General features: G+C 35.7%; 15 protein-coding genes. 7 read left to right on the top strand and 8 right to left on the bottom strand.

Annotation, left to right across the window (positions count from 1 at the left end; all coding sequences use genetic code 11):
• Nucleotides 1-30: 30 nt before the first annotated feature.
• Nucleotides 31-1,593 (bottom strand): NAD(P)/FAD-dependent oxidoreductase, encoded by a 1,563-nt coding sequence (locus tag ACM55M_RS10160; protein ID WP_416857492.1) that lies wholly within the window; start codon nt 1,591-1,593, stop codon nt 31-33.
• Between the two features lie 170 nt (nt 1,594-1,763).
• On the opposite strand from ACM55M_RS10160, the gene ACM55M_RS10155 reads away from it, so the two are divergent.
• Nucleotides 1,764-2,006, top strand: coding sequence for a hypothetical protein (locus tag ACM55M_RS10155; RefSeq protein WP_416857490.1), 243 nt, complete (start codon nt 1,764-1,766; stop codon nt 2,004-2,006).
• A gap of 56 nt (nt 2,007-2,062) precedes the next feature.
• On the opposite strand, the gene recQ is transcribed toward ACM55M_RS10155, so the two are convergent.
• The gene (recQ, locus tag ACM55M_RS10150) at nt 2,063-4,258 is read right to left on the bottom strand and encodes a DNA helicase RecQ (protein WP_416857489.1); all 2,196 of its coding nucleotides are present in this window, start codon (nt 4,256-4,258) and stop codon (nt 2,063-2,065) included.
• Between the two features lie 84 nt (nt 4,259-4,342).
• Between recQ and ACM55M_RS10145 the strand changes: the two genes are divergently transcribed.
• The 4 genes from ACM55M_RS10145 (at nt 4,343) to lptB (ending at nt 7,297) form a co-directional block, all read left to right on the top strand.
• Nucleotides 4,343-5,308, top strand: coding sequence for a KpsF/GutQ family sugar-phosphate isomerase (locus tag ACM55M_RS10145; protein ID WP_416857487.1), 966 nt, complete (start codon nt 4,343-4,345; stop codon nt 5,306-5,308).
• On the top strand, nt 5,308-6,123 hold the full coding sequence (gene tatC / locus ACM55M_RS10140) for a twin-arginine translocase subunit TatC (RefSeq protein WP_416857486.1): 816 nt from the start codon (nt 5,308-5,310) through the stop codon (nt 6,121-6,123). The genes ACM55M_RS10145 and tatC overlap by 1 nt, the downstream gene beginning before the upstream one ends.
• The gene (locus ACM55M_RS10135) at nt 6,116-6,469 is read left to right on the top strand and encodes a carboxymuconolactone decarboxylase family protein (protein ID WP_416857484.1); all 354 of its coding nucleotides are present in this window, start codon (nt 6,116-6,118) and stop codon (nt 6,467-6,469) included. Before tatC ends, ACM55M_RS10135 begins: the two co-directional genes overlap by 8 nt.
• Before the next feature lie 87 nt (nt 6,470-6,556).
• Nucleotides 6,557-7,297 carry an LPS export ABC transporter ATP-binding protein gene (gene lptB, locus ACM55M_RS10130; RefSeq protein WP_416857482.1) on the top strand — a complete coding sequence of 247 codons (741 nt, stop codon included), beginning with the start codon at nt 6,557-6,559 and terminating at the stop codon, nt 7,295-7,297.
• 71 nt (nt 7,298-7,368) lie between these two features.
• On the opposite strand, the gene ACM55M_RS10125 is transcribed toward lptB, so the two are convergent.
• Together ACM55M_RS10125 and ACM55M_RS10120 are read right to left on the bottom strand one after the other, a co-directional pair.
• Nucleotides 7,369-8,232 carry a glycoside hydrolase family 25 protein gene (locus ACM55M_RS10125; protein WP_416857481.1) on the bottom strand — a complete coding sequence of 288 codons (864 nt, stop codon included), beginning with the start codon at nt 8,230-8,232 and terminating at the stop codon, nt 7,369-7,371.
• Nucleotides 8,233-8,240: 8 nt separating this feature from the next.
• Nucleotides 8,241-8,957 carry a CDP-alcohol phosphatidyltransferase family protein gene (locus ACM55M_RS10120; protein ID WP_416857480.1) on the bottom strand — a complete coding sequence of 239 codons (717 nt, stop codon included), beginning with the start codon at nt 8,955-8,957 and terminating at the stop codon, nt 8,241-8,243.
• A 192-nt stretch (nt 8,958-9,149) separates the two neighbouring features.
• Between ACM55M_RS10120 and ACM55M_RS10115 the strand changes: the two genes are divergently transcribed.
• Both ACM55M_RS10115 and ACM55M_RS10110 read left to right on the top strand, forming a co-directional pair.
• Nucleotides 9,150-10,220, top strand: coding sequence for a putative type IX sorting system protein PorV2 (locus tag ACM55M_RS10115; protein WP_465245430.1), 1,071 nt, complete (start codon nt 9,150-9,152; stop codon nt 10,218-10,220).
• Nucleotides 10,221-10,330: 110 nt separating this feature from the next.
• Nucleotides 10,331-11,470 carry a lipoprotein N-acyltransferase Lnb domain-containing protein gene (locus tag ACM55M_RS10110; protein WP_416857479.1) on the top strand — a complete coding sequence of 380 codons (1,140 nt, stop codon included), beginning with the start codon at nt 10,331-10,333 and terminating at the stop codon, nt 11,468-11,470.
• A gap of 47 nt (nt 11,471-11,517) precedes the next feature.
• On the opposite strand, the gene ACM55M_RS10105 is transcribed toward ACM55M_RS10110, so the two are convergent.
• The 4 genes from ACM55M_RS10105 to ACM55M_RS10090 form a co-directional block, all read right to left on the bottom strand.
• Nucleotides 11,518-12,912 (bottom strand): exopolysaccharide biosynthesis polyprenyl glycosylphosphotransferase, encoded by a 1,395-nt coding sequence (locus ACM55M_RS10105; protein WP_416857478.1) that lies wholly within the window; start codon nt 12,910-12,912, stop codon nt 11,518-11,520.
• Nucleotides 12,913-13,149: 237 nt separating this feature from the next.
• A complete protein-coding gene (locus tag ACM55M_RS10100) occupies nt 13,150-14,496 on the bottom strand; it encodes an O-antigen ligase family protein (RefSeq protein ID WP_416857477.1) in 1,347 nt (448 codons plus the stop codon).
• Entirely contained in the window at nt 14,493-15,572 is a 1,080-nt protein-coding gene (locus tag ACM55M_RS10095; RefSeq protein ID WP_416857476.1) for a glycosyltransferase family 4 protein, read from the bottom strand. The genes ACM55M_RS10100 and ACM55M_RS10095 overlap by 4 nt, the downstream gene beginning before the upstream one ends.
• 160 nt (nt 15,573-15,732) lie before the next feature.
• Nucleotides 15,733-16,872: a glycosyltransferase gene (locus ACM55M_RS10090; protein WP_416857475.1), complete on the bottom strand. Its 1,140-nt coding sequence runs from the start codon at nt 16,870-16,872 to the stop codon at nt 15,733-15,735.
• Nucleotides 16,873-16,892 lie beyond the last annotated feature (20 nt).

Here is a 16,892-nt window from a genome sequence, read left to right as displayed (position 1 = left end):
ACAAGGGATACAACCTGTGATATGGGGTTTTTATTTATTCAAGATTGCACCAATCATCAGCGCGCATTTCTCTCCATCAATCGCCGCAGATATAATCCCACCCGCATAACCGGCCCCTTCTCCACAAGGATACAAGCCTTTTATTTGAACATGCTCATAAGTAAATGGATCTCTGGCAATGCGTACTGGCGAGGAAGTTCTTGACTCTGGCGCGTGAAGCACCGCCTCATTAGTCAAATAACCGCGCATGGATTTTCCAAATTCAGAGAAACCTTCACGCAATATTTGCGTTAAAAACCCAGGAAAAACCTGCCCCATTTCTACCGATGTAGTTCCGGGAACATAAGATGTTTTCGGTATTTCGGAGGAAACTTTGTTTTGGGTAAAATCAATCATGCGTTGCGCAGGAACTTTTTGGGTTTCCCCAGCCAAATGCCATGCCTTTTGCTCGATACTTTTTTGAAATTCCATTCCGGCTAAAGCACCAAATTTGGCAAACGGTTGAAAATCTTCGAGTTTCAATTCGATTACAATTCCAGAATTGGCAGTCGCCTGATCCCTTTTGGATGGAGACCAACCATTGGTAACTACTTCACCAGGACTCGTGGCACAAGGCGCAATCACACCGCCGGGACACATACAAAACGAATACATACCTCTGCCGCCCACTTGCTTTACAATAGAATAAGGTGCCGGAGGTAAATTTTCACCACGATAATCACAACTATACTGAATGCTGTCGATTAACGATTGTGGATGCTCGGCTCTTACGCCCAAGGCAAAAGGTTTGGCTTCGATAAAAATTTGTTTCCTGTCCAATAATTCGAAAATATCACGGGCAGAATGTCCAGTGGCCAAAATGAGTTTATTAGCAAGAATCGTATCCCCATTTTGAGTAACGATACCTTGCACTTCATTGTTTTTTACTAAAATATCAGTCAATCGGGTTTCGAACAAAACCTGTCCGCCACATTCGATGATTTTCTCCCGAATATCCTGAATAATTTGAGGCAATTTATTGGTTCCAATATGCGGATGCGCATCAATTAATATATCTTCCGAAGCTCCAAAAGCAACAAACAATTCCAAAATCCTCGTTACATCGCCTCTTTTTTTAGAACGCGTGTATAGTTTCCCGTCCGAATAGGTTCCAGCTCCGCCTTCGCCAAAACAATAATTGGAATCTTCGTTGACAAGATGCGCTACATTGATGGCTTTCAAATCTCTTCTTCTGCCACGAACATCTTTTCCACGCTCAATAACTATTGGTTTCAAACCCAATTCTATCAATTGCAATGCTGCAAAAAGTCCTGCAGGTCCAGCGCCAACAACGATTACTTCTTGAGCCGTTGCCACATTCTTATAATCGGGAAGCTGGAATTTATGTTCTTGAAAAAGCTCTCCTTTCAAATAAATCAGCACTTTCAAATTAATTTTCACCGCTTTCTGACGCGCATCAATAGAACGTTTTAAAATGGAAACATGCTCGATTTCTTTGGTAGCAACCTTAATTTGTTTCGCCAAATAGTCTTTGAGCAACAATTCATTTGCGGCTATTTCCGGCAGTACTTGTAATAGGAGTTCTTGAGGCATTTTATCTTATTTAATCCTTGCTTTGTTGAGTCGTTTATTCGAAAAACAAAAACAAAGTACAAAAATAGTATTTTGAAGTGGAATTAGTTATTGAATCTAGAATGCTTTTTTAAATTAGACTTTGTAACTTTGGCACTTTGAATCTCTGAACCTTTGTATCTCATAAAAAAATGTCTAGAAAAATAAAACTGATTTGGGATTTCCGCGGGCCTGCTTCCGCAAAAACGGCAGAACATCACGAAATTCATTTGAAACAATATATTGCAATTGAAAAACTTGACTTAAATATCACCGGTTTTGAGGTTCAAGGCGAAATGCAAGCTATCGCTTTTATGGTAGTAACGGATGAAAACATGATTCAAGTAAGAGATGCTTTAAAACCGCATCGAGGAGAAATTTTTAATATTCAGTAATCAGTATTCAAATAGTAAAAACTCCTGAACACTGATTACTGCAAACTGATTATTTTCTAATTAGCCACTTCGCTGATAAATTTAATTCGCATCAAACGCAATTCATCAATATCATAATCACCCTCAAATTCTTTGAGCGCGTCTTCTATATTATCGGAAAGGGATTCCATAAAATAATCATGAATTTCCTCCTGCTGATCATCATCAAGCATATCGTCTATCCAATATTTTATATTCAACTTGGTTCCGGAATAGACAATTTGTTCCATTTCTTTAATCAAATCGTCCATCTTCAGCCCTTTTGCGGAAGCAATGTCATCAAGAGATAATTTTCTGTCGATATTTTGAATGATATAGAGTTTATTTACCGAATTGACTCCAGTAGATTTCACCACTAAATCCTCCGGACGAATGATATCATTATCTTCTACATATCGGCTAATTAATTCGAGGAATTCCTTTCCGTATTTCTTAGCTTTCCCTTCTCCAACGCCATGAATATTAATCAATTCTTCTTGGGAAACCGGATATTTCAAAGCCATATCTTCGAGTGATGGATCTTGGAAAACCACAAATGGAGGAACGCCTAATTTCTTGGCTACTTTTTTACGTAAATCGCGTAACATTCCCATCAATACTTCATCGGCAGTTCCTGTAGATTTTGCTGCAGTTACGATCGCTTCATCCTCGGACTCATTGTATTCATGATCTTCAGACATCATAAAGGATTCTCGGTTTTTAATAAAATCCAATCCTTTCTTGGTAATTTTCACGATGCCATAGGTTTCAATGTCTTTCGACAAAAGTCCGGCAACGAGAACTTGTCGCAATAAAGCCATCCAATATTTTTCATCATGATCCGAACCGCACCCAAAAAAAGACTGCGTATCGGTTCTATGCGCTTTGATTACGGCATTGACACGGCCAATCAACGTAAAAACAACTTCTTTTGATTTGTATAAATGCTTAGTATCGCGAACGACTTCCAGCAGTTTCACCACTTCATCGATGGCTTCAACTTTTGTTTTCGGGTTTCTAACATTGTCATCCATATCAGCGCCTTCACCATTGACATCATCAAATTCTTCTCCGAAATAATGAAGTAGAAATCTCCTTCTGGACATGGAAGTTTCAGCATAAGCTACCACTTCTTGCAATAAGGCAAAACCTATTTCCTGTTCGGCTACGGGTTTACCTGACATGAATTTTTCTAATTTCTCCACATCTTTATAGGAATAATAGGCAAGGCAATGTCCTTCACCACCGTCACGACCTGCGCGACCGGTTTCCTGATAATAACTTTCCAATGATTTAGGAATATCGTGGTGAATTACAAAACGGACATCCGGTTTGTCAATTCCCATTCCAAAAGCAATAGTCGCCACCACCACATCAACATCTTCCATAAGAAACATATCCTGGTGTTTGGCACGGGTTTTAGCATCTAATCCTGCATGATAAGGCACGGCGCTTATTCCGTTTACCTGTAAAACTTCGGCAACAGCCTCCACTTTTTTACGGCTTAAGCAATAAATTATTCCAGATTTGCCTTTATGTTGTTTGATAAAACGAATAATATCCGATTCAACATTTTTTGTTTTGGTACGTACTTCGTAATATAAATTGGGTCTGTTAAAAGATGCTTTAAAAGTAGTAGCATCCGTCATATCTAAATTTTTCAGAATATCTTCCTGAACTTTTGGCGTGGCCGTAGCGGTCAAGCCAATAATAGGAACATCCCCTAATTGCTTAATGATGTGTTTTAGATTTCTGTATTCTGGTCTAAAATCATGCCCCCACTCAGAGATGCAATGGGCTTCATCGATAGCCACAAAGGAAATAGGCACCGTTTGAAGAAAGGTAACATACTCTTCTTTGGTCAAGGATTCAGGGGCAACATATAATAATTTGGTTAAACCGGAAGTAATATCCTTTTTAACTTGGGTAATTTCGGTTTTGGTAAGTGAAGAGTTTAAAACATGGGCGACACCATTTTCAGAAGACAAACTACGAATGGCATCAACTTGATTTTTCATCAAAGCGATTAAAGGCGAAACTACGATAGCAGTTCCCTCCTGAATCAAAGCAGGCAATTGGTAACAGAGCGACTTCCCTCCCCCTGTAGGCATAATCACAAATGTGTTTTCCTTATTCAGGAGACTTTTAATCACTTGTTCTTGTAATCCTTTAAATTGGCTAAAGCCAAAATATTTTTTTAATTCTTTGTGGATATCAATTTCGTTTGAATTCATTCTTGATTATGTGGTATTTTGTATAAATTTGCATCAATAAAGATACAAAATTCTTTTTAACACACAAATTTTAACCATTCTGTTTTGATAAGTAAAGAAAATATATTGGCTAGCGCCAAAAAAACTATTTTATCTGAAAGTAAAGCAATTGCCAAACTAACTGAATTTCTTGATGAAAACTTCATTGAAGCCACACAAAACATCTATAATTCCAAAGGAAGATTAGTGGTGACAGGTATTGGAAAAAGTGCCATTATTGCTCAAAAAATGGTAGCCACCTTTAATTCTACCGGAACTCCTTCGCTGTTTCTTCACGCTTCCGAAGCGATTCATGGTGATTTAGGGATGGTTCAAAATGACGATATAATTATTTGTATATCGAAAAGTGGCAACAGCCCCGAAATAAAAGTTTTAGTACCACTTTTAAAACGTTTTGGAAATACTTTAATTGCGATTACAGGAAATATGACTTCTTTTCTTGCTAAGGGTTCCGATTTTATTTTGAACACTACAGTAGAAGCAGAGGCTTGCCCTAACAATCTTGCTCCCACCAATAGTACTACCGCGCAATTAGTAATGGGTGATGCCATTGCCGTTTGCCTTATGGAAATGCGTGATTTCAAACCAGAAGATTTTGCCGTATATCATCCCGGCGGTGCTTTAGGCAAAAAATTATTACTCCGCGTTAAAGATATGCTGGAACATACTTTGAAACCGATGGTTACTCCGGATGCATCGATAAAAAAAGTTATTTTCGAAATTTCAGAGAAGCGTCTCGGCGTAACTGCCGTTGTAGATCAGGATAAAATTGTCGGAATTATTACCGATGGTGACATTCGAAGAATGCTAAATGAGAGGGATTCTTTCTCAGATTTGACCGCAAAAGATATTATGACTAAAAATCCAAAACTAATACCATCTACAGCAATGGTTGTAGAGGCACTGAATATCCTGGAAGACTTCTCCATCACACAATTAATTGTGGTTGACAATGGCGAATACAAAGGCGTTTTACATTTACATGACATTTTAAAAGAGGGGATAGTATAATGGTGAAGAAAAACTTAAACGAAATGTCGTTTTTAGATCATCTTGAAGAATTAAGATGGTTATTGGTTCGAAGTACTATTGCAATATTGATTCTTGCCACAGTTACTTTTTTTATCAGTGATTATATTTTTGATGTAATCATTTTTGGCCCAACAAGTCCTAATTTTATTACCTACCGTTTTTTTTGCGATTTATCTCATGCCTTAGGTTTTGCAGATAGTATTTGCGTAACCGAAATGCCTTTTATAATCCAGAACACGGATATGGAAGGACAGGTAAATGTATTGGTTTGGACGTGTATATTAGCGGGATTCATTCTTGGTTTTCCTTATATTTTATGGGAAATCTGGAAGTTCATCAGTCCTGCTTTGTATGAAAAAGAAAAAAAGCATGCGAAACTTTTCATTTTTGTTTCCTCCTTATTATTCTTTTTAGGTGTTCTCTTTGGCTATTTTGTAGTGGTACCGATGTCGGTTAACTTTTTCGCCACTTTTAAAGTAAGTGCCGTAGTAAAAAACCAATTCAGCATTGATTCCTATATTAGCATGGTAAAAACAAGCGTTATAGCCAGCGGATTATTTTTTGAATTACCAATAATTATCTTCTTCTTGACCAAACTAGGATTAGTAACCCCGGAATTTTTAAGAAAATATTGGAAATATGCAGTAATAATAATACTTATCGTTGCCGCAATTGTTACGCCGCCTGATGTGGTAAGCCAAACCATTGTAGCCATACCGATGTTAATAATCTATGAAGTAAGTATCTTAATTTCAAAAATTGTAGTACGAAATCAAAAAAAAGAAAATGCCTGATATCATTCAAGAATTCAACGAGTACCGTTCTAAAATGAACGAAAAATTATTGGCAGACAACAATAAAATTGTAAAGCGTATTTTCAATTTAGATACCAATGCGTATGCAGCGGGAGCTTTAGATGTAAAAACAAAAGAGTTACTAGGATTAGTGGCTTCGGCAGTTTTACGTTGTGATGATTGCGTGAAATACCATTTGGAGACCAGTTTCAAAGAAGGTGTAACCAAAGAAGAAATGATGGAAGCTATGGGAATCGCTACGCTTGTTGGCGGAACTATTGTCGTACCTCATTTGCGCAGAGCTTATGAATTCTGGGAAGCACTGGAAGAAACCGCTGTGAAATAATTGTTAATCCGTTTATTTGTTGATTCGTTTATTCGTTTATTTGTAGCGAATACCCATTTCAAGAGATTAAACGATTAAACTAAAAAAATGAAATTAAGAGCTGAACATCTTATAAAAACCTATAAAGGTCGCAGTGTTGTAAAAGGCATTTCGGTAGAAGTGAATCAAGGCGAAATTGTAGGGCTTTTAGGACCTAACGGTGCCGGAAAAACCACTTCTTTCTATATGATAGTAGGATTAGTTAAACCAAATTCAGGCAATATATTTCTTGATGATTTGGATATCACCGATTATCCTATGTACAAAAGAGCACAGCAGGGAATTGGCTATTTAGCGCAAGAAGCTTCTGTTTTTAGAAAATTAAGCATCGAAGACAATATCTTGAGCGTTTTACAATTGACAAAACTCTCCAAAGCCGAACAAGAAGCTAAAATGGAAAGTTTAATCGAAGAGTTTAGCTTGGAACACATTCGTACTAATCGTGGGGATTTACTTTCGGGCGGGGAACGTCGTCGTACAGAAATTGCGCGTTGTCTTGCTACCGACCCAAAATTCATCTTATTGGATGAGCCTTTTGCGGGTGTTGATCCCGTTGCCGTTGAAGACATTCAAAGAATTGTGGCCCAATTAAAAAATAAAAATATCGGTATTCTAATCACCGATCATAATGTTCAGGAAACACTGGCCATTACGGACAAAACCTACCTGATGTTTGAAGGTGGAATCCTAAAAGCAGGAATTCCGGAAGAATTAGTGGAAGATGAAATGGTTCGCCGTGTTTATTTGGGACAGAATTTTGAGTTGAGAAAGAAGAAATTGGAGTTTTAAATACTTTATAATTAGCGTACAATAGTCAATAAAAAGAGGAATACGTTTGCTTCCTCTTAGAGTTGTAAACACTACTCCACAGTAATATATTGCAATTGCTGTAAATCACCATTGTAAATATTGACATCAACATTTCCTTTTATACCTGGAATCGATGCTTTTTCGGTGAATTGCCAGAACAACCAATCGTCCTCAATTTCTTCCCTGTAAAAATTATAATTGGCAATCCAAAAAAGGTAATTACTGAACTCCTCTTTCAAAAAATCATCGTAATATTTCTCTCCGGTATAGATAATCGGCTTTACTCCATAATGGGATTCCACTGCTTTTAACCATCTTTTCAATCCCACTTTCAGGCTGTCCAGCGATTGATTTTTAGGTAATCTTTCAATATCTAAAATAGGCGGTAAATCCCCTTTTCGAAGTGTCACTGTTTTAATAAAAAGCGCTGCTTGCTCTAGTGAATTTTCGTTGGGACGGTAATAATGATACGCACCTCGAATCATTTTATTTTCTTTGGCGCCAAGCCAATTCCGATTGAACTGACGGTCTTTTCTGTCTTTTCCTACCGTGGCACGAATAAACACAAAATCTAACGGATATTTTTTTTCTAAAGTATCTACATAAGACCAATGAATTTTTCCCTGATATTCCGAAACATCTAAACCAATACTTTTCCCTTCGTGCTTTTCTAAAACCTGAAAATTTCGAACATCAGATATGCGCTTCGCTTCGGTAGCTTCGCTTAGAATCTTATTGGATTTAAAGCTAAAATAATAAGCTAAGCCATTGCGATAATGATAACCAATTCCAAGAATAAGTAAAATAAGAAAAGTAATAATTGAAAACCGTACGAGCTTACCAGAAAAAACTGGCGCTTTCTTTTTGGATTTACGAACTACAATGCTTCTTTTTCTGACCGTTTTTTTTCTCATTCAAAAACCTACTTTTTTAAAACTTTATTATTCACTACAGACAGTAAAACATAAAAAATGATCAGCAAAGGAATTCCTAAATATTGGAAGGAAACCAATAGCAAAAGAGAAATAATCAGAAAGATCATTTGAAGTGCATTATCCTTAAAATTAAATTTTTTGATTTTTAATGAGAATAGCGGAATTTCGGCATTTAGTATGTATGCACTTAATAAAGTAATCGCCAATAAAATCGATGGATTTGTAAAAATTTCGAGAACAAAAAGAGAATCAGAATACTTTAGAACCAAAGGCAAACTTAAAATAAACAATGCATTGGCGGGCGTTGGCAGACCGATGAAAGAATCCGTTTGACGCGTATCAATATTAAAATTCGCCAAGCGATAACAAGAACCCAAAGTGATAATAAAACCCAAATAAGGAAAAATTTGCATATAACTATCTGACATAGTAGTCGAAGTATCGATCATCATTTGATACATTACCAAACCGGGAACAACACCACTGGTAACCATATCTGCTAAAGAATCCAACTGCAAGCCCAAGGGGCTGGAAACCTTGAACAATCGGGCGAAAAACCCATCAAAAAAGTCCAAAAATATCCCCATACAAACAAAATAAAAAGCCATTTCAAAATTACGATGAGATGCAAAAACCAAAGCGACACAGCCGCAAAAAAGATTAAGCAGGGTAATACTGTTTGGGATATGCTTTTTAATATTCATAGTTATAAAGTTTAGGGTACCAAAGTTGGCAAATTTAGCATAATAAGTGAAGAGGAAGTACGTTTTTTAGTAGAGATTTTTCAACAACCGATTCTTGTTTCCATATATTTATCCATCGGAAGAAATAAGTTCAGTAAAAAATTATATTTTTGATAAAAATTAAACAGGCTTTGGTTTGTAAAAATAGTTCAATTGAAAAAAGTCTCCTTGTTTTTATTGCTTTTGGTTTCTACCTTAAATTATGGTCAGACTATCAGGAAATACTCCAATGAGTTTATGAATATTGGTGTTGATGCAGCTGCTTTGGGCATGTCAAATGCGGTTGTTGCCACAACCCGAGACGTCAATTCTGGGTATTGGAACCCTGCAGGACTGATTCACTTAGAAGACCATCAGGTTTCCTTAATGCATGCCAATTATTTTGCCAATATTGCCCAATACGATTACTTAGCGTACGCCAGCTCCATCGATGATCGCAGCGCTTGGGGAATTTCTTTAATTCGTTTTGGCGTTGATGATATTTTAAATACTACTGAATTAATAGACAGCCAAGGCAACATTGACTACAACCGCATCAGTCTTTTTTCTACAGCCGATTATGGTTTTACCTTTTCATATGCTCGAAAACTTCCCGTTCCCGGTTTTCAATACGGTGTAAATACCAAAGTAATCCGACGAATTATTGGAAAATTTGCCAGTTCCTGGGGATTTGGTTTTGATGTAGGCATACAGTTCGAAAAAAACGACTGGCAGTTTGGATTGATGCTTCGCGATATCACCACTACTTATAACGTTTGGAATATCGATGAAGCCGAATACAAAAAAATTGCCAATGCAATTCCTGGAGAAAATCAGGAATTACCGGAAAGCACAGAGATCACAGCTCCAAAAGTGCAATTGGGAATAGCAAAGAAGTTTATCATTCATTATGATTACAGTATTTTGGCAGCAGCCAATATGAATATGCGATTTGCGAAAACCAATGATTTAATTTCAACTGATTTTGTAAGCGTTGATCCCGCTGTAGGTTTGGAATTTGGTTATACAGATTTGGTCTTCTTGCGTGCCGGTGTAGGTAATTTTCAAAATGTAGCACAATTGGACAGCTCTGAAAAAGTAGGGTTTCAGCCCAATATTGGATTGGGATTTAAATACAAAGGCATTCAAATTGATTATGCATTAACTGATTTAGGCAATCAAAGCACGGCATTGTATTCGAATATTTTTTCGGTTAAAGTAGATTTGGGTATGTTTAGAAATTAATAAAAAAAATAACCCTACTCCAATTAAAATAGCGCGCAGATTAAACAGATTTACACTAATTTTATAAAAAATAATTTAGGTAATAGTACGCACAATAAAAGAATAACCAAATGAATATTTCTTTATTAAAAAAAATTTCTTTTTTTACATTACTTTTTTTAACTGTAAATTACAGTTTCTCCCAAAACCTTTTATTATCGAAAGACGCTCATGTCAGTGTACTGACTTGCGGAACGGGTAATGAATCCTATTCCCTTTTTGGCCATACCGCCATTCGCATCAGCGACGCTTACAACAATATTGATGTGGTGTATAATTATGGGGCTTTTGACTTTAACACACCTAATTTTGTCTTGAAATTCATCAAAGGAGATTTACAGTATTTTGCAGTAGCACATTCCTATGCAGATTTTATTAATGAATATACGTATGAGAAAAGATCGGTACATGAGCAAGAACTGAATATTCCCGGGAACCTAAAACAAAAATTATATGATAATTTGAATACTTCTTTAGCCTCAGGAGAAAGTCATTATACGTATAAATTTATTGACAAAAACTGTACTTCGATGGTAGTCGATATCATCAATAAAACACTGGATACTACAGCAATTGTAAAAAATACTGACACTGACATTACCTATAGAACCATATTATATCCTTATTTTGACAATCACTTTTATGAAAAATTAGGGACAAGTATTATCTTCGGTAAAAAAGTAGATGGTTTAGGAACACAGATCTTTTTACCTTTTGAATTACAAAAAAGCCTAAAAAAAGTTTCTTTTCAAAACCACCCTCTTGCTCAGGAAAGCAAAACCATAATCAAATTTGATGAAGAAACTTCGGGGTCTTGGTGGAACAATTGGTATACTTATGTACTATTACTTGGATTTATTATACTTATAAATAAGAAAAGCATAAATCTATTTTACCTTACTATGATGACATCGTTAGGCCTATTTTTTGTATTTGTAGGATTTTATTCGGAACACCATGAATTGGGATACAATTATAATATCTTGTTGTTTAACCCCACATTATTAGGACTGCTGTATTTTTACTCAACAAAAAACAAAAAAGGAGCTTACAATCTGGCTGTATTCAACATCATTTCACTATTAGTTTATGTTGTCATCCTAATCAACAAAGCGCATTTAGTAATTGTGCTTCCTTTAATAATTTCAAGCATGATTATTTTAGTCAGATTAGTAATTCAAAATAAAAAACGCATTCCAATTATCATTTAGAACGCAACTTTAAACTAGAAATATAATAGAGAATACGAATAAGCCTACTACTGCCCTCTATAAAACAATACGGTAGTAATCGTTTTAAAAGCAATGTTCAAATCCAAAAAAACACTTCTGTGTTTGATATAGTACAAATCATATTGCAGCTTTATTAAACTATCCTCCATCGTCACTCCATAAGCATAATTCACTTGTGCCCAACCTGTCAGGCCTGGCTTGATAATGTGTCTGGTTTCATAAAAAGGCATTATTTCAGCTATTTCTTTGACGACAAAAGGACGTTCCGGACGAGGACCGATGACTGCCATGTCTCCTTTTAGAATATTTATAAATTGAGGAAATTCATCAATTCTTGTTTTTCTTAAAAATTTCCCGAATACTGTAACTCTCGAATCGTTTGCAGTCGTGAAAACAGCTCCGTTGGATTCGGCATTACTTATCATCGTCCTGAATTTTAAAATTTCAAATACTACGCCGTCTTTCCCCACACGTTCCTGGGTATAAAATAACTTCCCTCTGTTCCCTATTGCATTCCCAATTAATATCAGAGGAAATAAAACAAGAGCAACAAACAGCCCAAGCACAGAAGTGCCTATTTCAAAAATTCTTACACTTAATAAATACAACTTATTATGATTACTGCGGCTAAAAGGGAAAAAGCGATAAAAATCTCTGGAAATATAGTGTACAGGTATGCGTTGCGTTTTACTTTCATAAACTTGGGTATACTCCCTAATTATACTTCCCGACTCCAACAAATGAAGTAATTGCTGGTACAATTCTGCAGTAATCCCCTCTGTATTTTGGGAGGCAATCACAATCTCTGATACGGAATTTTCTTTTACAAAAGAAAATAAATCGGCTCTTTTAATGTTGGAAACATAGTAATATTCAACCGTATCATCTTCTGTAGCATCAGCATGGACAAATGCAATTATTTTATAATGTGGGTCAATATGCTCTAATCCAGATATTAACTCTTCAACTTGCTCCTTATCACATATTAAAATAGCATTTTGAAGAAACCGATTAGATGCTAAAAATTTAACATAAAACATCCTCCATAAAAACAAAGCCATAAATACAACTAAATAAAACACTAGAATTTCAACTCTTTTGGTGGGTAATTCCGGAGAAAAAACCGGTGTCAATAAATAAATTAAAACAGTCGTTGAAGCGGTAAGAATGGCACTTCTCACCACCTGAAATTGATTACTGGCTACCTGAAGGTCGTACATTTCGAATATCGTACCAAAAAGATTGAGATAAACACTCAAAACGATTGTCCAGTAGAAATTAATGGTAGAGAATGTGAAATAACCAAAATTGAACATCTTACCTACAAAGAACAGCGCACCCAAAACAAAAAAAACATCAAAAAGACGAAGAATCATCTTCCGTTCTGATATTTCAAAATGCATTTTCTCTATTGAAAACATTGGTGGTATTTAGATTATTAGCGCAATTTAGCGCTTTTACACCGAAGTAAATTTAATAAAGCTTAACTTTTTTTAACAAAATTCTCTTTTTAACGGATTAATCTATTGCCAACTTGAATGTACTTAATAAGAATAACTCAGTTGGTCACAATTCCTCGGGATTTTGGGTAATAAAAGCAAGCGAAAAGATGCATCGAGAATCCGCGTGATTAATAAAAATAAATTATCCCAAATAACTTAATTTGATATCTTTTTTTTCGAAGTTCCCCCTAATTGCACATTGAGTAAAGATAAAGAGTACACAAAGGCAGGTGCAGCAGTTCGCATGGCAGCATGATTAATGGTTAGCAACCAGAATAAAACAAAACATATTAAAAACATATTGAACTTATTTTCTAAATACAAAACAAGCGGTGTAAAAAACAAAATCAATAAAGCTACGATACCCAAAGATCCATGTTCAGCCAACATTCGAGTAATTTCATCGTGAGACAATGTGCCATCTCCTGTCTCCGCTTTTCGAGCTTCCACGCCTTTTCCCACACCCACCCCAAAAATGGGATTTTTCATAAAAAGATCAATTTCATCTCTTGCCACTTCTTCACGTCCCGTAAATCTGCTCTCTTTTACCCTTCCAGTTGCGTCTTGGTTAGCATACCGTTTATCGATTAGCCCCCCTGTTTGAAAAGAAGTATAAATCCAAGTGACGATTAAGGCAATTGTTACCAATACAAAAATGTAATTCAGTTTTACTCTTCCTTTAAAATTGGATTTATAATACAGAAACAACAATAGCAAGACAATCATTAAAAAACCGGTGATCATACCACCACGGGAGAAAGTGACTATCCCCCTATAAGTAATGTTTAGGGCAATAATCATGTTGATAACCAATAAGAATTTTGTCCGGGACTCTAATATGATTCTAGAAAAGAAAATAAACATACCTAAACCTAAAATAGTCGCCACTTGGTTGGGACCAAAACCACCAGAAGTCTCAAAATTAGATTGTGTACTGGTAATGACGTCCCGAATGTTTGGAGTATAGAACGTTAAATATACCATACAGCTGATAATTGGCAAACCCATACTTAGGAGTATGTTGTTCATTTGGTCTAATGGAATTTTACGCCTAAAAGTATATAGAGAAGCGACTCCCAAACAGATGGGACCCGAAATATTAAAGGCTACAGTCGTTCTGATATTGGTATTGAAATTCAACACAAAGGTGGAAAGCACAATACTGGGAATCAGCAACAATAAAAACAACCAGTACGGTACGGCTCCTCTTGAAAATCCACTGAAATACATGCCAATTAAAACAAACAACATTACTCCGTATTTGGATAGTTCGTACAAAGGATTACCCCCTGTCATTCTCAAAAAAACTTCGCTTCCCACTACATAAGCCGCAGCCATAAGCGCTTCGTTATTCCTATTTTGTTTTTTAATGATATAATAAACCCCAAAAATAAAGATGGAATAGCCATATATTTTTGAAAGAAAAGGCACAACAAATACTAAGGTCCCAATAGCAACATGGAATAAAATTAAATAGAGATAGGATTGTTCTTCTTTTTTCATACGTTACTGTTATCTAACCAATTTAAATACTGCTGTATCACGGCCTCTTCTGAATGATTTGCTACGATCATCTGAAACAATTCCTGACCGAAATTCGTCTGTAATGATTCACTCCCTATAAGTTTAACAACTGCATCATAAAACAATTCATTCTGATGAGCTGGAACAACAAATCCATTTTTTCCGTTTTGCACCAAAGATGAAATTTCGCCTACATCGGTAACAACAATCGGTTTTTTATTCAGGCCATATTCCAAAAGCGCTATAGGTAAGCCCTCAGACTGAGATGTTAAAACAGCTATTGTTGATTGATCCAGAATATTTTTTACATCTTGTTTAGAACCGTAAAGAAACACGTTTTCTTCTAAATTAAATGCAACTATTAAGTGCTTAATTTGCTGGGAATAGGCGTCGTGAAAATCCTTTCCTATTAAGTGAAAGCTCCATTCGGGATAAAAGTTTTTTATCTTTTTAGCGACTTCCAACAATAAAAAATGATCTTTCTGAACTCTCAAATTGGCTAAACAAACAATCCGTTTTCCTTTGGCTCCTTTCAGTTTAGTATCGTCTGAAAAAATATTTTCTTCCGTTGGAAAATTGGGCAAATAAATAGTATTCTTAAATTTTAATTCCTTTTCTGCCCAAATTTTTAATTTTTGATTAACGACAATAATTCCATCAAAAAAAGGGACTATCGCTCTTAAGCCTATCATCGGTCTTTTTTCTAAAAAATCGCTGTCACCATAATGATCATGCCAAATTAATGACAAATCAGGGCAGCTTAGTTTTAAAAGAAATGCCAAAAAAAAAGAAGTACTGTGAGCATGGATAACTGTTACGTTGTTTTGTCTTACATAAGCTCGTAATCGCAATATCGCTTTAAGATCAGCCGCACTTTTCTTGTTTAAATACAAATACGAGACCTGTTTATCAATCTGATTGTGTAGCGGTCCTTCTTTTCGCGTAACCACCAATCCAGAGAATTCAATACGTCCTGCCAAAGCATTGGCATAACTTACTGCCATTCGTTCGGCACCTCCGGATTCAAGAGAATCTATAATTTGTATGATTCGCATTTTTTGTTTTTAGTTTCTCTTTTAGTTTCTCTTTTAGTTTGTTACTCTTAGAAAGATGTGATTGTTGGCAGTTCATTAGTATTTCTCATCGCATAATAACAATAGGTGTCAGTTCGAGTAATTCTTAAAGCTATAACTAATGCTTTCAATAAATAATATCTTAGTTTAAAAAATTGTATTGAGAACCCTTTAATAATTTTTCAATCTCTTGCTCAAAAACATCTAAGGTATACCCCCTTGACCATTGTGCGGCTTTATTGCGCTTAGTATCAAAATCAATTTGACTCCGTAAAAGAGTTTCAATCTGTAAACTATCTTCCTCTAAATTCATTTCCAACAAAACCCCTCTTTCCCCATAATCCAACATAAATGGCACACAAGATACGGAAGTAGCAACCGGAATACAACCCCAAAACATGCCTTCAGCAATAACTTTCGGCCAACCTTCGCTGTCAGAAGACAACAATACAAAATGACTATTTTGATAGGCTTTTTTAACGGTTTCTTCCGATTGGTTTCCCTTCAGTGAAATTATTTTGTTTAAATTATTTTGAACAATATACTGTTCTAATGCGTTCCTTTCCACACCTTCACCATACAGCGCTAAAGTGACATCATATCCTTTTTGAAATAAAATTGCTATCAATTGAATGGCATACAAAGGGTTCTTTCCTTTAACCAAAGTTCCAGCAAAAACAAAATCAATACGTCCTGTTAAGTCTTTTTTTGAAATAGGCAATTTATCAATTTCATAATAAGTGGCAGTAAAAAACGGTTTTATATTTTTTGAACTCCCTTCCCATTCACCATATACCAAAACCTGCATATTCCGTGTTAAGTATCTATTTTCAAGAATCAGCTGCTGCAATTTGTAAGTCCAGGATTGTTTAGATTTGGGATCCCAGTTGCCGGCATATTTGGCAGTTTTGGGAGTATTGGGAAATAAAATCTGAATCAAACAACCCAATAAACCTATGTTACCGGGGCATCGCAAATGGATATGATCTGCTTTTTTCATCGCAGTATAGATGCGCCAACTGATTCTTGGTATTTTTAAAACGGCACGAAATATACTTTTCAAACGCAATACATCAAAACTGTCAATCTTTACAAATTGAATTCCATGGTGTTCATAAGAACGATCTATAGGTGAAACCGGCCCAGAAATCTCAGGGGCAACTAAAATTAATTCGGATACATACTTTGACCAAACATTCATTTCACGAACGTAGGGTGCATAAGCATAATAGTAATTTTCTGTTACTACATGAGGAACATGGGTGATTACAGCAAATTTCATTTATAGGGTTATAATTTCAA

Source organism: Flavobacterium galactosi, assembly GCF_048158585.1.
Taxonomy (GTDB): Bacteria; Bacteroidota; Bacteroidia; order Flavobacteriales; family Flavobacteriaceae; genus Flavobacterium; species Flavobacterium galactosi.
The sequence above is the reverse complement of the archived record's forward strand: the minus strand, read 5'-3'. Positions and strand labels throughout refer to the sequence as shown.

Coding starts and splice junctions, on each gene's coding strand:
- ACM55M_RS10135 (WP_416857484.1), top strand. CDS start 6,116: ATGCCTGATATCATTCAAGAATTCAACGAGTACCGTTCTAAAATGAAC.
- ACM55M_RS10105 (WP_416857478.1), bottom strand. CDS start 12,912: ATGTTTTCAATAGAGAAAATGCATTTTGAAATATCAGAACGGAAGATG.
- ACM55M_RS10155 (WP_416857490.1), top strand. CDS start 1,764: ATGTCTAGAAAAATAAAACTGATTTGGGATTTCCGCGGGCCTGCTTCC.
- tatC (WP_416857486.1), top strand. CDS start 5,308: ATGGTGAAGAAAAACTTAAACGAAATGTCGTTTTTAGATCATCTTGAA.
- ACM55M_RS10100 (WP_416857477.1), bottom strand. CDS start 14,496: ATGAAAAAAGAAGAACAATCCTATCTCTATTTAATTTTATTCCATGTT.
- ACM55M_RS10090 (WP_416857475.1), bottom strand. CDS start 16,872: ATGAAATTTGCTGTAATCACCCATGTTCCTCATGTAGTAACAGAAAAT.
- ACM55M_RS10160 (WP_416857492.1), bottom strand. CDS start 1,593: ATGCCTCAAGAACTCCTATTACAAGTACTGCCGGAAATAGCCGCAAAT.
- ACM55M_RS10095 (WP_416857476.1), bottom strand. CDS start 15,572: ATGCGAATCATACAAATTATAGATTCTCTTGAATCCGGAGGTGCCGAA.
- lptB (WP_416857482.1), top strand. CDS start 6,557: ATGAAATTAAGAGCTGAACATCTTATAAAAACCTATAAAGGTCGCAGT.
- ACM55M_RS10110 (WP_416857479.1), top strand. CDS start 10,331: ATGAATATTTCTTTATTAAAAAAAATTTCTTTTTTTACATTACTTTTT.
- ACM55M_RS10125 (WP_416857481.1), bottom strand. CDS start 8,232: ATGAGAAAAAAAACGGTCAGAAAAAGAAGCATTGTAGTTCGTAAATCC.
- recQ (WP_416857489.1), bottom strand. CDS start 4,258: ATGAATTCAAACGAAATTGATATCCACAAAGAATTAAAAAAATATTTT.
- ACM55M_RS10120 (WP_416857480.1), bottom strand. CDS start 8,957: ATGAATATTAAAAAGCATATCCCAAACAGTATTACCCTGCTTAATCTT.